Annotated in this window: 13 protein-coding genes; 6 read left to right on the forward strand and 7 right to left on the reverse strand. The window is 36.4% G+C overall.

The window, feature by feature from the left end; translation table 11 throughout:
* Positions 1 to 498 precede the first annotated feature (498 nt).
* The 5 genes from BKP57_RS16395 (at position 499) to BKP57_RS16415 (ending at position 8,711) form a co-directional block, all read left to right on the forward strand.
* The gene (locus tag BKP57_RS16395; RefSeq protein ID WP_072741999.1) at positions 499 to 1,638 is read left to right on the forward strand and encodes a response regulator; all 1,140 of its coding nucleotides are present in this window, start codon (positions 499 to 501) and stop codon (positions 1,636 to 1,638) included.
* 577 nt (positions 1,639 to 2,215) lie between these two features.
* A complete protein-coding gene (locus BKP57_RS16400) occupies positions 2,216 to 4,918 on the forward strand; it encodes an adhesive domain-containing protein (protein ID WP_072742000.1) in 2,703 nt (900 codons plus the stop codon).
* A 108-nt stretch (positions 4,919 to 5,026) separates the two neighbouring features.
* Positions 5,027 to 6,907: a SpaA isopeptide-forming pilin-related protein gene (locus BKP57_RS16405; RefSeq protein ID WP_050352011.1), complete on the forward strand. Its 1,881-nt coding sequence runs from the start codon at positions 5,027 to 5,029 to the stop codon at positions 6,905 to 6,907.
* A 278-nt stretch (positions 6,908 to 7,185) separates the two neighbouring features.
* Complete coding sequence (locus tag BKP57_RS16410) at positions 7,186 to 8,019, forward strand: class C sortase (RefSeq protein WP_050352012.1); 834 nt, start codon at positions 7,186 to 7,188, stop codon at positions 8,017 to 8,019.
* On the forward strand, positions 8,016 to 8,711 hold the full coding sequence (locus tag BKP57_RS16415) for a class C sortase (RefSeq protein WP_050352013.1): 696 nt from the start codon (positions 8,016 to 8,018) through the stop codon (positions 8,709 to 8,711). Before BKP57_RS16410 ends, BKP57_RS16415 begins: the two co-directional genes overlap by 4 nt.
* 454 nt (positions 8,712 to 9,165) lie before the next feature.
* Here BKP57_RS16415 and BKP57_RS16420 read toward each other — a convergent pair whose 3' ends face one another.
* The 6 genes from BKP57_RS16420 to BKP57_RS16445 all read right to left on the reverse strand — a co-directional run bounded on the left by BKP57_RS16420 (position 9,166) and on the right by BKP57_RS16445 (position 13,280).
* Positions 9,166 to 9,951: an ABC transporter permease gene (locus tag BKP57_RS16420; protein ID WP_050352014.1), complete on the reverse strand. Its 786-nt coding sequence runs from the start codon at positions 9,949 to 9,951 to the stop codon at positions 9,166 to 9,168.
* Positions 9,944 to 10,879, reverse strand: coding sequence for an ABC transporter ATP-binding protein (locus BKP57_RS16425; protein ID WP_072742001.1), 936 nt, complete (start codon positions 10,877 to 10,879; stop codon positions 9,944 to 9,946). Before BKP57_RS16425 ends, BKP57_RS16420 begins: the two co-directional genes overlap by 8 nt.
* A 1-nt stretch (position 10,880) precedes the next feature.
* A complete protein-coding gene (locus tag BKP57_RS16430; protein WP_050352016.1) occupies positions 10,881 to 11,474 on the reverse strand; it encodes a TetR/AcrR family transcriptional regulator in 594 nt (197 codons plus the stop codon).
* A gap of 156 nt (positions 11,475 to 11,630) precedes the next feature.
* Complete coding sequence (locus tag BKP57_RS16435; RefSeq protein WP_072742002.1) at positions 11,631 to 12,140, reverse strand: QueT transporter family protein; 510 nt, start codon at positions 12,138 to 12,140, stop codon at positions 11,631 to 11,633.
* A 136-nt stretch (positions 12,141 to 12,276) separates the two neighbouring features.
* Positions 12,277 to 13,032, reverse strand: coding sequence for a 3-oxoacyl-ACP reductase (locus BKP57_RS16440; protein WP_050352018.1), 756 nt, complete (start codon positions 13,030 to 13,032; stop codon positions 12,277 to 12,279).
* A 26-nt stretch (positions 13,033 to 13,058) separates the two neighbouring features.
* Complete coding sequence (locus BKP57_RS16445; protein WP_072742003.1) at positions 13,059 to 13,280, reverse strand: DUF2829 domain-containing protein; 222 nt, start codon at positions 13,278 to 13,280, stop codon at positions 13,059 to 13,061.
* A gap of 1,411 nt (positions 13,281 to 14,691) precedes the next feature.
* Between BKP57_RS16445 and BKP57_RS16450 the strand changes: the two genes are divergently transcribed.
* Positions 14,692 to 15,717, forward strand: a complete 1,026-nt coding sequence (locus BKP57_RS16450) for an NAD-dependent formate dehydrogenase (RefSeq protein ID WP_072742004.1) — start codon at positions 14,692 to 14,694, stop codon at positions 15,715 to 15,717.
* A 220-nt stretch (positions 15,718 to 15,937) separates the two neighbouring features.
* Here BKP57_RS16450 and BKP57_RS16455 read toward each other — a convergent pair whose 3' ends face one another.
* On the reverse strand, positions 15,938 to 16,255 hold the full coding sequence (locus BKP57_RS16455; protein WP_232231201.1) for a TM2 domain-containing protein: 318 nt from the start codon (positions 16,253 to 16,255) through the stop codon (positions 15,938 to 15,940).
* Positions 16,256 to 16,660: the final 405 nt, after the last annotated feature.

Below are 16,660 nucleotides of genomic sequence, written 5' to 3' on the forward strand. Positions count from 1 at the left end.
CATGATTCCTGTATCTTTAGTTGATTCGTTCCATTCGCTACGTTGCTAAACGGGCGCCCAGCGCCTTTGTTCTTTCTAAGGACATATAAAGGTATTATGCATCTGTATATTAGATTCATGATAATTTTCCACCAAAATACCTACTCTACTTATTGCTCTTGCTCAGATTTAACTATCTCTATTCTAACAACTTACATCTCATCCACGTTTCCAACTTCATTTTTGACAAACTTTAGAATGTTTTTTTATAAGTTTCCCATATGAGAAGTAACCGAATTATAAAAGTCTATCTATACAAGATTTACATATGACAAAAGACTTGTTTTTCTATATTTATTTAGTCTTTTAGAACTATATATTATTATGATTTCTTAACAAAATATACAAATATACTAGGTCTTTAGACTTATGATTGCGCTTTCATTTTAGTTTGTGTTTAGAAATTGTTGATAAAATATGGAAACAGTGAATTAAATTTGAATAGTTGGAGGAGTTATTATGAAGGCAATTCTTGTTGATGACGAAAAGTTAGCGTTAGATTATTTGGAACAACAAATTAATAAGGTTGGTAGAGTAGAAGTTATTGGAAAATTTACTAATCCGGTACATGCTCATGAAAGTATCCTTAAAGAAGATGTGGATGTGCTATTTTTAGATATCCAGCTACCAGAAATTAATGGAATGCGTTTGGCAGAGAAGGTTTTGGAAAATAAGCCCAATTTGACAATAGTATTTGTAACGGCTTATGACAAGTATGCTGTAAAAGCATTTGAGCTTAATGCAGTAGATTATTTACTTAAACCGATTCCATTTGATCGTTTGAAAAAGACGGTAGAACGGATAGAAAATCAATATAATCAGCAATCAACTATCAAAGAAACTTCACCACTTTATGTAAATGTACTTGGCCAGTTTTCAGTTGAAACGGTAAGAGGACAACCTGAATTTGTATCTTGGCGGACTAAAAAAGCAGCAGAGTTATTTTTATATTTACTGCATCAAAAAGGAAAAATGGTGAGGAAATCATTTTTAATTGACTTGCTTTGGCCAGATGTAGAGTTGGAACGGGCAAGTGCTTTGTTATACACGACGATTTATTACGTACGAAAAACATTAAGGAAATATCAGAAACATTTGAGATTAGAAAATGTTTCTGATGGTTATGTCTTGGAAACAGAGAATATTATCCTTGATTTTAATGAATGGAAGGAAAAGATAAAAACATTACCTCCACTTAGCCAAACGTCGATTAATGCTTATATTCAAGTAATGTCCTTATATAAGGGAGGCTATTTACAAGGATACGATTTTTGGTGGGCAGAATCGGAACGTTATTATTGGGAACAGATTTGGTTAACGAAGGCTATGGAGATAGCAAGATTTTATCAAGATAACCATGACATAGCAGGAGCAAAACTGTGGTATAGTCATATTTGTAAATATTATCCAGAAATGGAAAAATCTCATTTTGCTTTAATGAAAATTTATGCATTTGAAGATAACCCAGCACTTGTTCACCAACAATATGAATCCTTGAAAACTTACTTACAAGATGAACTGGGAGTACAACCAAACAGTGAAATTGTGGCATGGTATGAAGCGTGGAAAAACGGGAAGTTAGCATCTTCATATAATTAATAGTTATTGCTAGCGCATTAATAAAGCAAGTAGTTCATTTTATTATTCAATGAGGGAATAGAGAACTTTCCTCATTGAATAATAATTAATATCATTAATGCCTATATGGATAACATCTGAAGCTATTCTAATACAAAATTACATTGGTAAATTACCATTTTTGCTTGGAGTCCTTGATGCAAATAGCAAACTTTATAAAATTGCCATCACTAACTCAGATGTTCTTTCCGTCTAGGTTAAAATGCAATCTTTTTTGTTCTAGAAGTGTAATCTTTTATTTTATTTCATAATTACACAAATTTTCAGGTCAATATCTATTCTTTGTTTCAAAGTCAGCAGTTTTTTTCAAAATTTGGGAATTGCCGAATTGGTAGTTTTATTTTCTATGCCGTAGATGCTCTTCGGATGATTGGTGACATGCGTATGGATTTTAAAAAGAAGAAACAAGAAGCGAAGTATAGTACAAGTAAAACAGAGATTTCTATTTTCTCCGCACACCCTTTTTCGAAATGTTTATTTGTTGTTAAGGTTCAACAACTAAGATAATAACATGTTTTGAAAAGGGGGGGTGTGGAAGTTGAAAAAATCTTGGAAGATAGTGTCGATGTTTCTTGTATTCTTATTACTACTAACTCAAATGCAGCATCCAATGACAGCTTTCGCTAAAGCGGAACTAGAAAGCCAGTTGAAGTTGAACATTCAAACGACTGATGAAACTACTTTAACAGAAGCAGTTGTTCACGTATTTGGAAGTGCTGAACTAGAAAATATTAAAATCAAGCTTCCTGTTAATACTTCGTACAATAAAAAACAATCGGAAGCTCTACAACAAAAAGGTATTACAGTAGCATACGATTCCAAACAGCATGAATTATTGTTCACTCGAACTACTGACTTACAAGAGTGGCAAACAAAGTTTGTGTTATCAGATTTACAACATGAGGAAAACAGTTTAATTCTTACAGGAATAATTAACAATCAAGATGTAATTGAAAAGAGGCTTACTTTCCATGTCGACTTGGACACCGATAAACAAAAACACTCGCCAGAGAAAAATGAAGTAACCACACAGGAACAAAGTAAGAAAACAGTTGAGAATAGCTCTGCTAAAGACAAAATGAAAGAGGATGAAGGAAAAGAGGATAAATCTCCAAAGAAAAATACAACGCAAGAAGATAAACAACATGAAATTTCCTCTCAGACTTTCTCGCGACAGAAGGTTAGTAACAAACCTCCAATTCAATCCACTTGGCCAGAACCTGGTTCTTTGAAGTTAAATAAAGAAGCTACGGAGACGGATGAATATGCAGAGTGGGAAGTTGAATTGACTGTAGAAGGGAAAGATTTAAAGCGTAGCTCAGATATTGTTCTCGTATTTGATCGATCCAATAGCATGGTTCCAAGTAGACTTAAGAAAGCAAAGCTTGCTGCTAATCAGTTTGTTGATCAATTATTAGTAGAAAATGCAACAACTAGAATCGCATTAGTTCCCTTTGCCAGTAAATCCGATCCATATACGGGTTTTATAGGTTATAACAGTAAAACAAGAATAAAAAATGCAATTAATGCAATTAGAGTTACTGGGGGAAATGACGGAGGAACGAATATTCAAGCAGGGCTTCATCAGGCGCAGAAACTATTGGATACTCATAGTAATGCAGATCGGAAAACTATTGTTCTACTAAGTGATGGAGAGCCGACTTTTAGTTTTATGGCTAGAAATGCAGAAGCCTACGCTTGGCCTAATAATAAATATAATTTTATTTTGTCTGATTTTGATTATAATTCCCGAATAGGAAGAGGAAATTCATACGGATTAGGTTGGCTAGATCGCTATAGGTTAGGTTGGTATAGAGTAGAAACCAATGGAATCGCAACTATCTCTGAAGCAGCCCATATTATAAATTCCGGTTTGGATATTTATTCTATCGGTCTGGAAGTCGGCCGAAACAGAGATGCAAGATATGTGCTTCATAATAGCCAAAATAAAGGATATTATGAAGGCGGTGAAGATGATTTAAGACAAATCTTTGCAGAAGTTGCAAAAGGCTTGTCAAGTTATGCTGCAAATGGCGCTGTTGTAACGGACCCTATAGGGAAAATGTTTAACTTAGTAAAAGACGGCAGTTATCGTGGGCAAAATTTTGCTGCAAGCCACGGAGAGGTAAACTGGGATGACGCCAACGAAACGTTTACGTGGGATATTGGTGATATTAAAGAGAATGAAACTTACACGTTAAAGTATAAAGTGACTATTGATTGGGATGAAAATCCGAAAGGGAATGAGGTGTATCCAACTAATGGAGATACACCGCTAAACTATACGGAACCAAATGGAAACCCACAAACGAAGCCATTCCCTATTCCAAAAGCAGGAATTGATAAAGGAAAAATTATCAAACAAGGCTATCGTGTAAATGTTGATGGGCAGCCAGTTGATAAGGACGGCAATATCGTTTCTGACCCATCAGAAGCAGAGCAATTTTATGAAGAAGTTCATAAAGAAGATGGGGAAGAAGAATTAAAATTTAATGAAGCCTATCAAGTAATAGCGAATGATATAGCTGATTATACATTACGCGTAGGTAATCATTCAGAGCGTATCGATCTACAACCAGATAAGCCAATAGAAACAGTTTGGTTCGGCTATGTTAAAGCGACAGATCTGATTGCTGGTGACGTGACAGCAGAATATGTTGATGAAAAAGGTAATCAGATAGCGAATAGTGAGGTTTTCAGCGGTGAAATCGGCGATACGTATACAACGAAGCAAAAGAATATTCCAGGATATACCTTTGTCAAAGTAGATGAGGAAGGTGCTCCTGCAACTGGAAAGTTCCAAAAAGAAGCGCAAATTGTCCGTTATATATACAAGCAAAAGCTTGGTACAATAACCATTCAGAAAGTGGATGAACACGGTAAAGCATTGCAGGGGGCTACATTTGAATTAAAAGGCAATAAAGGACAAGAGATCGAATCTCAGACAACGAACGAAGATGGACTAGCTACATTTGAAAATTTACCGTGGGGGAAGTACGAACTTGTAGAAACAAAGGCTCCAGAAGGTTACCGTTTGTTAAATAAGCCGCTAGGTGTAGAAATAACTGGAGAAAATCTCCATGAAGAGCTAGAAGTAGAAAATAGCAAAAATAGTTGGCTCTTACCTGATACTGGTGGGATAGGTACTCTTTTATTTTATGGGTTTGGAGCGGCATTCATGCTAGCAGCTATCCTCCTTTTATTGCGAAAAAAGAAGGCGGCTCAACCACCAAAAGAATAAACCTTATCCATACATTGCTTTAAGGTGGTGATAAATCTAAGCAGCAATCCTTATTAAAAAGATAAAGTTACTAGTATTAATATATGATTGAAGAGAGGGGAAGAATAGATGAACGTAACAAAGAAAAAGACATTGCATCTTGCATTAATTTTTACTTTAATTCTATCCTTGTTACTTCCGCAGGCAGCATTTGCCAAAGAGGTTAAAGGGGATGAGAACAATCCGTCATTAACTATTCATAAATTCGAACAAGAACCAGGAACAGCACCTGGTGAAGAAGGAACGGGTTTACCTGGGCAAAATGCAGATGGAACGCCAGTAGATGGTGTTACATTTACGTTAAAGCAAACGCATCAATATAATCCAGAAAATGATAAATGGACAGAAGTAGCTGATGGAAAAAAGATAGAAAAGGAGACGGCTTCTAATGGAATAGTAGTTTTTACAAAAGGAGATGGGTTGGAGCTAGGTCGTTATGAAGTGACAGAAACGGACGGACCAGCAGATGTTATTTTAAATCCCGATCCATTTTATGTGGATGTTCCAATGACTGGTAAAGATCGGACTACATTAAACTATGATGTTCACGTGTATCCAAAGAACGAAACAGTTCGTTCTGGTGAAGTAGCGTTAATCAAGAAGGATGCAGATGGTAGACCGCTAGAAGGTGTAGGATTTACTCTCTACCATGAAGATGGCAGCCGAGTGAAGGACAAAAATGGAAATATTATTAGTGAGTTAACTACAAATGCTGAAGGAAAGCTAGCTATTGAAGGGCTAGAGCAAGGAAAGTATTATTTCCAAGAAACAACTGCACCAAAAGGATATGCATTAAATACAACCAAAATTCAATTTGAAGTTAAAAAGTCTGGAGAGAAGCTACAAGATGTAGTAGTGGAATGGACACCAGTAGCTGGAATTGCTAATGACAAAGGGGAAGTAACGAACTACAAAAAGCCGGTAGTGAATAAAGATGTAGAGGGAAAAAAGCAGGTAGATATGGATCGTAATAAAGAATATAAATATAATATTACGATCAATACACCAAAAGACATTCATAAATATAAAGCACTAGGTGTTACCGATACATTAGATAACCGCCTAGAATTTATTACTAATGGTAGTATTGCCGATGGATGGGATGTATCTGGAACAGATAAATCCAACATTACCTTTACGCAAGAGGGGCAGAAACTAATCTGGGAAGTCAAAGACTTAAGCAGGCTCAAGCCAGGTAAAGATGTGACCATTACATTTACTGCAAAAATTAAGCCAGATGCTGAATTAGAAGCTGGAGAAACTGGTATTGAAAACACTGCTGATCTACATTTTAACAACAATAAAGGTTCTTACACGAAACCAATTGATCCAAACAACCCAGATCCGTACGAACCATATGAACCAGAAGATCCAGATAATCCAGGAAATAATCCAAACGATCCGAATAATCCTGAACCTAAGCCAGAAGACCCGACAACTCCAGAAGAACCACCTGTAGTGGTACCTACAGAAGGTGGATTAGAGATAATTAAAGTGGATGCTTCTGATAACAATGTAAAACTAAAAGGTGCAGAGTTTAAATTAACAGATATGGATGGTAATGTCATCGATACGTCCAACGCTGGGACAGTCGTTGCAGTAAACGGCAAAGCATTCAATGGCAAATTAGAAAACTTAACAACTAGAGAAGATGGTACATTCTCTATTACTGGTCTAACACCAGGAACTTATCAGTTACATGAAACAAAAGCACCAACTTACACAGATAATGGTGAGGAAAAACCATATCGTTTACTATCCAAGCCTGTAGAAGTAAAGGTAGAAAACAACAAAGATCTGAGTTATCAGGTAGAAAACTCAAAATCACTTTGGGAGCTACCATCTACTGGTGGACTTGGAACCATCATATTTACATTAGTTGGTTTAACCTTGATGGGAATAGCACTTGTGCTATATTTCCGTCGCAAAAAACAACAAGCTATCGCATAAATAGCTTGCGTGAGGGGAATAGGAGGGAGCTACGTTCTTTCTCCTATTTTCCATGTGTATTATCTACATTTTTGGAGGATTTAGCGAAATTCCTAAATAATATAACATTATACGAACTCGTATCATTTAAAAAAAAGAGCTTACTATCCTCTAATGTTACTCTCCGGATTTCTTGAACTTACTATAAATATGTGAACTTAGCAAACTAATCTGTTTGATTAAATTCTTATGCCCCACTGCATAAATATAAAATTTATTTACGATAGGAAGGGAAAATAATGAGGCGTGCAATAATTATTATCATATTTTTGATCGGATTGGGTGTCTTTTCCTATCCTATGATAAGTAATATTTTATCGACCCAAGTACATCAATCTGTAGTCAAAGAGTATGCTGAAACAGTTGAACGAATGGATAAAAAGGAGGTTGAACAAGAAAAAAAGAAAGCAGACGAGCATAATAAAGAATTGGAAAATTCCGAAGTCGATTTTGTCGATCCTTTTTCTGAAGAAGGATCGAAAGGAAATAAGACAGCTGGAAACAAAAGTTATTATGATGCCCTAAATATTGCCCCGGCAATTGGCAGTATTGAGATTCCAAAAATAGGTTCCAATTTACCGATTTATCATGGTACAGGAGAAGATGTGCTATCACGTGGTGTTGGTCATTTAGAGAATTCATCCTTGCCCACTGGCAAGCCAGGAACGCATAGTGTGTTAACTGCACATAGAGGGTTGCCAAGTGCGGAGTTGTTCCGTAATCTAGATGAACTTGGCAAGGGTGACCAATTTTTTGTTAATGTTCTTGATGAAAAATATGCTTATGAAGTTTATGATGTAGAGGTCGTTTTGCCGCATGAAACACAGTGGCTTCAAACTGATGATAATGAAGAATATATGACGTTGTTAACATGTGAGCCATATATGTTGAATACCCACCGTATGCTTGTGAAAGGGAAGCGGGTTCCGTATGATGAATCAATGGCATCTGCAACTGAAGAAATAGGTACTTTTAATTATTGGTATCTTGTAGGGGCAGGCATATTACTCATCCTCATTTTATTCTGGTTGTGGAGACGGAGAAAACGAAAGAATGAGGTGGAAAGCTCATGAAAGGGAAAAAGGTAATTATATTATTATTTGTGGTCGGACTCATTATTCTTGTATACCCACATGCTGCTAAACTCGTCAACAGCTTTTTACAAAAACAACAAGTAGGTCAATTCCAGACAGATTTAGAGGAGAAATCGGACGAAGAGATTGATGCTCTAATGAAAAAGGCTTCTGCATGTAACAAAGAAATCTTCTATGATAGCTCTGGATTGCGTGATCCGTTTGTAAACAATGAAAAAAAATGGAATAAATTTAAAAATTGTCTCGGAATTGACGACGATGAAGTGTTTGCAGCGATCGAAATTCCTAAACTAGGAGAAATGATTCCCATTTTTTTAGGAGCTACGGAGGAAACGCTAGAGAAAGGGATTGGACAAATTGAGGGCTCTTCCTTGCCAGTAGGTGGGAAGAGCAATCACACCGTACTAGCAGGACATAGAGGAATGGGAACAAAAGCGATGTTTCGAAATGTGGATGAATTAAGGGATGGAGATGTTTTTTATATTCATACGATAACGGGAACTTTAACCTATCAAGTGTATAACCAAGAGGTAATCGCCCCTGATGAAACAGAACCATTGGAAATTCAAGAAAATCGCGATTTGGCAACTTTATTTACGTGTCATCCGTATCCAACGGATCGAGAAAGACTATTAATACAGGCGGAAAGAGTGAAGGAAGAAAAAGAGTAGGGAAGGTAATATTCGAGTAATCATGGTGAGTGTAAATACGTTTGGCAATGTAGTTTTACATTAACTGTATTAGTAATAAAGGTGCCTTAAGTCATTTTTTACAGATTTTGCAAGTGAAGAGGCTGGCACCTAAATGTTTATGTTCAGTAGATATCGATTTGAATAACTTAATAAACTCCAAGCTAAATTGGAATTTAATTTGTTAGTAATTACATGATAGCTTGCTTTTTATACCGTATATAAGGCGCTGAAAGACCCCCACTCCAGAAGTTGGATATCTGTACAGCAACAAGTCTAAGTGGGAGATAACAGCACCTAAATTGCCTTGTTTCGTAAGCAGCCTTAGGTTATACTCTTTAGCTACTAACAAGCCGTGAGGGATGAATGCCCCCTCACTGATGAAAGATGCTCTTTATAAGACCTGACCATGATCGTAGATAAATATCTCTCCTACCTAGTGTTGATCGGCATACCGCCACCAAAGCATAGTACTAATTAATCCAATTGCACTCGTTAAAAGTAAAATAGTGAGACTAATTCCTGCAAGAACAATAAAACTTCCATTTCCGGCCGCTCCACTTGCAAGCGTTGGAATCGCCCATGGGAAAAACCGGCCGTATCCTGCTACTGTTACTATTTGTGCTAATACGAGTGTAAAGATCATAAACCCAAGCGGTGATAAATAACCCTGTCCAATACTTGCAACGAAAGCAACTGGGGTAGAGACTAGAATAGTCAATGTGGCACAAACGCCATAAATCGTTATACCTTGAACAATAATCTCCTGTGACCAGCCGGGTATATTCACCATAATTCCGACTAATAATCCAAGTGCTAATACAAATATGGAAAGAATAAGGCACCAGCAAACAGCGACCACAAATTTAGCCAATACGACCATATGTCGAGATATAGGCAGCGCTAGTAAATCTTTAATAGTTCGATCCGAATATTCTCTGCCAAAAATCCAACTCATAATAAATCCAAAAACGATTAAACCACCTATAGATATGGCTTGGGCCAGTAAGCTAAGGTAGGAGGGCCAATCTGCTGTGCCAATAAGTTGGGCTTTTTTTGATATGAAGCCTAATCGTTCTGCGAAGTCAGGATTTTTTAAAACAAACATAAAGAATCCACCGATAAAAGGTACCAGCATACATACAACTAGCGTTATTAAAGGGATTTTTGAATGGAAAAACTTTTCGTACTCTACAGAACTGCTTGTGGCAAACTTATTCATTTTGATCCCCTCCAGTTTCTTTAATGGTTCTTAAAAAATACATTTCCAAATCTTCTTTTTCGACTTTTAATAATGTTGGCGGATGGTTCGCGTGGACAAGTAAAGTTGCGATATTTCCCGGGTTATTTACCGCATCTTTTTGATTAATCTGTAAAGAGGAAGGTGTTTCCTTCTTAATAGAAACCTTGTATCCAGCTTGAGAAAGAATCTGTTGGATAGCAGTTCGATCTTTCCCGTCTACCAGTAAGGATTTGTGCAATTGGTTTTCTAATTGATCTCCATTAATTTTCTTAATTAATTTCCCTTTATGTATAATGGCAATATTGGTAGCCATTTTAGAAATTTCATCAAGTTTATGACTGGAGACAAGGATGGTGACACCTTCATTCTTTGCTAAGTTCGTAAGCAGGTAGCGGACTTCAACGATGCCTGCTGGATCCAATCCATTTGTCGGTTCATCCAAGATTAGAATTTTTGGCTTGTGAATCATCGCTTTAGCAATACCAAGCCTTTGGATGTTCCCCATAGACAAATGCTTCGCCTTCTTTGCAGTATAGGCTTCCAAGTTCAATTTCTTAATAATCCAACTCACACAATTTCTATCAGTAATTCCTCTTAGCTTACGAACAATTTCAAGATTTTCCTTTACGGTTAGTTCAGGATAGGAATAGGGTGTTTCTACGATATAACCGACATCACGCCAAATGTTGATATTACCAGGGTTAACCCTTTTTCCGTTAAGATAGCATACCCCTGAAGTAGGAGTGATCATGCCTAGTAACATCCGTATTGTTGTCGTTTTACCTGCACCATTTAGACCTAAAAAACCATATATTTCTCCTTTTGCAATAGACAAATTAAGATTGTTCACTGCAAGGACTTGCCCATATGCTTTTGTCAAATTGGTTGTATAAATCACATCGCTCATTTCATTCCTCCTCGATTATCTGCAGCGCAAGCCCTTTAATTAAAAATTTTAAGACTTCATCAAATTCCTTCTCACCAATTTCATCGATGTACATCATGCTCATGAAAATAGCTCTTAATGAAGCTGCGATAACACTTATAGTTACATCTTCTTTCACTTTTATATAAGAGAAAACGTTCTCCATAAACATATCATCTAAAGAATGATGGTTCATCAGCAGTTCTTTCGGTAATTTTCTCATCAAGTATTCTAATTCTTGCTGCTGAATGATGTTCATAAGAAACGATTGCCTTACATGTTGATATAGTCCAAAAATCATGTCGGAAAATTGTGCTATTCCTATATTAGATTCCTTCTCAAGCTTCTTTGTTAGTTCAGCCACTAACGATTGTTGATAATCTTCTAAGACATGAAAAAATAATATTTCCTTTTTTTCGTAAAAGTTATAGAAGGCTCCCTTTGATATACCTGCCATTTGGACAAGTTGATCGACGGTGGTTTTCTTAACCCCGTATTTCCCAAGGCATTCTTTTGCTGCTTCTTGCAGTTTATTCCTGATTAATTCCTTTTCGCTATTAGTAAATGCAGTAGCCATATGGTACCTCCTTGTATACTGTATGACTAAAAATGTTTATTTAGTCATAGAATAGCACCTTCATGAAATGATGTCAACAAAAATTATGTATCATAATAAAAGCAAGCCAATTATAAAGGCTTGCTTAGAGGGCACAATATAATATGAAGCCCAACATTATTTTGTAAAATCGATTCTTTTCGCCAACCAATATATCACTATCCCCCCAACTGTCATCGATAATAATTCACCAATACCAACAGTTAACCATGAATAAAAGAAGGGAAGATCAAATAGAATAGTTAGTTGTGCTGCAACTGTAAACATGGAAACAGCGAAAATAATAGCAGTTATACATATTTTAAAAATGTCATTTTTGATACGTTTTGTTACATACCTACAAAAAATTAGCGCAAGAAAAGTAGAAATGCTACCTATAGGAACATCTAAGAACCAGGTGGGTGACATGAAATTGGCAATAATAACTCCGGAAGTTACTGCAATGACATAACGCTTATGATACAGCGCTAGAAAATTAAACATTTCAGATAAACGAAACTGAATAGCACCGAAACTAATCGGAGCGAGCGAAATGGTGACGATCACATAGAGGGCGCTAATAATGGCAATTTTAGTTAACTCGGAGATCATCGAAGCTGAAGATATCTGTGAAGCTGATTTATTCATTTATATTCTCCTTTGTAAAATAGCTATAGCTACTTTAGTAATAACTGCGACCAAAGAAGGAAGTTTCACAGTGCAGCTTTAGTAAGCTCGCTAAACTATTATATCTAAAAGAAAACGACTTGCGCAATCATAGAATTTATTTATTCATCCATCCTCCATCAATAGGAATAACAACGCCATGAATATAGTCAGCAGCTTTACTAGCTAAAAACAGTGTTAGATCAGCCACTTCCGACGGATCTGCCCATCTACCAGCTGGTGTCTCCTCAGCTACCCATTTTGCCATTTGACCATCTCCGAGAAAATCAGCTTTGTTCATTGGCGTTTTGATCGCACCCGGCGCAATAGCATTAGCGCGTATTCCATTTCGGCAATAATCATAATCAAGTTGCTTTGTATAACCAATAATGGCATGTTTGGAAGCAGTATATGCCGCACCGCCACCTCCGGCAACAAAACCGGCAATGGATGCCATATTGATAATAGCGCCTCTTTTTTGTTGAAGCATTTGAGGAAGCACGGTGTTAGTTACGAAATAGGTTCCTTTTACATTTGTGTTCATGACCTTATCCCATAAAGGTTCCTCTGTTTCTAATGTTTTTGCATAGCCGTCCAGTATTCCTGCTGTATTTAGTAAAATATCAATTCGTTTAAATTTATTTAAGGCATGTTTTACAGCTTGCTGGACGGAATCCTTATTAGTAATACTTCCAACAGAATAGGCAAAGTGATTCTCATATTGCTCAAGTGTTTCCTTCAGTTTCCCTTCAACTTTATCTAACACAAACACATTGGCACCGTTTTTTAGAAAAGCAATGGCTTGTGCTTTTCCAATACCTGAAGCACCACCAGTAATAAAAACAGTTTGCCCTACAAATTCTTCCCATTTCATTTAATAATCTCCCTCGAAGTGCTTTGTCATCCTATAATTTTCCAGTCATCAGCAAGAATATCGCATACAGTAGGTGTAAACATCGTGTAACCTTCACCAGATACATTAATTAAAAAGTATGGATTGAGTTTTTCGCCATCATGTTGACCCTCACTAACAAGTTTCACATATAATTCAGCGCCACTCCACCCATTTCGAATGACCTTTTTCCCAGCTTTTAATTCAGGTAATATTTGTTCAAATGTCATGTGTATCATCCTTTGTTCGATATTTTTATAAGATAAGTAAGTATAAAATGAGGTGCTTATGGATAACGAAATAACCGAATCGTCACGTCCGGATCTATCGACCAGCAACGATGCGACTTTAGAAATGCGCCCTACCATAAGTCCTCATCGGTTCGTCGCTAAGAGGAAGGCCAACTAAAAACCGGCTTGCCGCCCAGACGTCGGCATCCCCCTGTTTTAGTGCATGAATCCTTTATCCCGTAAAAAGGCGTTGTAGACTCCCACTTCAAGAATGGAAGCGGTGAGCTAAACAAGTCGAAGTGGGAGGTAACAGCACCTAAATCCCCCGATTCGTTCAACTAACAATCAGCGGGGCTGGAAGAAACCCTCGCTGATTGAAGGTTATCTTTAGTTGATGCGTTCCATTCGCTACGTTGCTAAACGGGCGCATGCGTCTTTCTTATAGAAGTACAGGAATAATAAGCACTTGCTGCATTGCATATTCCGACCGCGAAGGATATGAACGTAAGAAGTACGCCAGTGCAATTTAATGCTTAGGCATTTCGTTAATTCATCTGCGGCATTAATCAACAGTTGGTAATAAAAGACATTAGACGAATAATAACTTATCTTATGTCCTATTGCAAAATAGTAGCTGTAAATCCAGTATATGTTGGTACGTAGCATGAAGCAAGTAATCACAATAGTTTAGTAACTCTATCCTCGAGTTAGTCTGTAGAATAACATTTTAAGAGGGAAGGAAATATAAAAAAGTCCTTCATGGAAGTAATGTCATCTCGGTTTGTTCGATTAGGTAGAAGGTTGATGATTGGAGGTTTGGAAAAAAATGAATGAGGAAGAAAACGAAATAAAAAGTTAGTCTCTTACCATTATCTTTGAAAAATAATCCAACTGCTCAGTGCTTCCTACTTAAGAATAAACATTACATAAGACTCTATTTACTTATATGGATGGGTATTTTAAAAAGATAAAAAAGTATAAAATCAGATGTTTGGGGATAACGAAATAACCGAATCGTCACGTCCGGCGCAAGCACCCAGCAACGATGCGACTTTAGAAATGCGCCCTATGATAAGGCTTCATCGATTCGTTGTTAAGAGGAAGGCCGACTAAAAACCGTCTTGCCGCCCAGACGTCGGCATCCCCCCGTTTTAGTGGCATGATTCCTTTATCTCATTGATTCGTTCCATTCACCACTACGTTGCTAAACGGTCGCACGCGCCTTTGGTCTATTAAAAACGACGCAATTTTTTATTAATATGTGTACCCGGAAGTATAAGCCGTGCCACCTAATTTGCAGCTCTTTAACAATAGAAATATTCAACTATGTTTAATATTGTCAAAGATGAGGGAATCGTTCTATAGGTCGTTAAGGATCTTACAAACAATAATTAACAAAGGGGGACTAAACATGAAGATCCTAGCACTTTTTCCAGAAACAACAAGTGCCACACAACTATTATCTAAGGAAGAATCATTAGGGCTGAAAGAATTCTTAAAGAACACAGATTATGAATTAACAATCATTACAAGTGATAAGGAAGTAGATGATCATATTGAGGGGGCTGATGTAGTTATTTCCTCTCCTTTCTTACCAGCTTATATTACCAAAGAAAGGGCAGATAAAGCGAAAAATTTAAAATTAGCAATTACAGCTGGAATTGGGTCTGATCATGTAGATCTTGATGCAGCGATAGATAAAGGAATCACTGTAGCCGAAATACCTGGCAGTAATAATATTAGTGTCGCTGAACAAAATGTAATGGAAACATTATTATTGCTAAGAAATTATGAGGAAGGACACAGACAAGCTGCGGCAGGTGAATGGGATTTACCTAAAGTAGGTGCAGAAGCACATGATATGATTGGCAAGACGGTAGGTATTTTCGGATTTGGTCGTATTGGTCAATTAACAGCTGCACGTTTGAAGCCGTTTGAAGTAAAATTACAATACCATGATCCATATCGAAAAAAAGAACTGGAAGATCAAATGGGAATTCAATATGTAGACTTCGATACATTGGTACAAACCTCTGATGTCGTTATAATTCAGTCGCCATTAACAAAGGATACGAAAAATAAATTTGATAAAAACGTCATAAATAAAATGAAGGATGGTACAGTACTTGTTAATTGCGCTCGAGGTGGAATTGTTGAAAAAGAAGCAATTGCTGAAGCAGTTAAAAGTGGCAAGATTCGCTATGGTGGCGATGTTTGGTACCCACAACCAGCACCTTATGATCACCCTTGGCGCTCTCTCAAACAAACAGGGCTTACGGTTCATTACTCTGGGATGACGGTTGAAGCGCAGGAAAGAATTCAAGAAGGTGTACAAGAAATCCTAACAAGCTTTATAAGTAACGAGCCGATTAAAGAGTCCTATTTGATTGTGGATAACCATAAAGTTACAAACCAAAGTTATCAAACACAAAAATAACCATTTTATAAAAGGTATTAAATTACATCATAACAAACAGTCCGTACACTGTAAGTAACCTAAGAAATAATAAAAGTGTACGGACTGTTTTTGTTTACGAATTAATCAAGCGGACAATGTTTTCTTTGTTAGCTTATTGTATAAAAGAGGTATAATTCCGTATAAAAAGGAATGGTTCTAGATTTTTGCTACAAACAAGTCGAATTTTTACTTTTGTTAATTAACGTAAACTTTGAATAATTTCTTTTTCAATGATTTCATTTTCACGATTAACCATCCCAGGTATTAAAAATAAGTCAACAAATAACCAAATATAGACTATTGCAAGAGGTATAAATCCAATAATTATAAAAACAGTTATCCATCCGATAACACTTAATAACAACTGTGCAATAGCAGATCCCTTTCTGTTGAGATAAAATCGGTGAATACCTAACGAACCTAAAAAGATAAGCAATACATATGCTAAAAGCATGTTTTTTCCCTTTCGATTTAGTTCAGAATTCACCAGCATTCTTTCTTCATTCGTTAATTCCAAAATGAAAAACTCCTTTCTAATTTTTTACTATTAAATATATGTACAATGTTTATCATACCATAAAAGAGATGGTTTTTTAATAAAGTAGTTATCTAATTCCAAAGTGATTACCTCATCTAAACTTCAACGCAAAATTTTAGCCATTCTAACATACGATGAAATTCGATGTATCATGTCGTCTGACTTTTTGAACATCCTCTATAATAAATTTACTAGGTGTATCATTTTTTATTCAACCGGAAATAAGTGTCTCCAAAAGTTTTTAAGAGCTTTTTGGTTTTCAATAATTAGGGGTGCTATTCCGGTTTCTTTTTGTTTTATAGGTAACCTAATATTACTTGGATGTTGCTTCCCATTTAAATTCTACTAAATATTCGGATAAACTACTTGAAATTCTTTCCGTTT

The organism is Virgibacillus sp. 6R (assembly GCF_001895305.1).
GTDB classification, from domain to species: domain Bacteria; phylum Bacillota; class Bacilli; order Bacillales; family Amphibacillaceae; genus Virgibacillus; species Virgibacillus pantothenticus.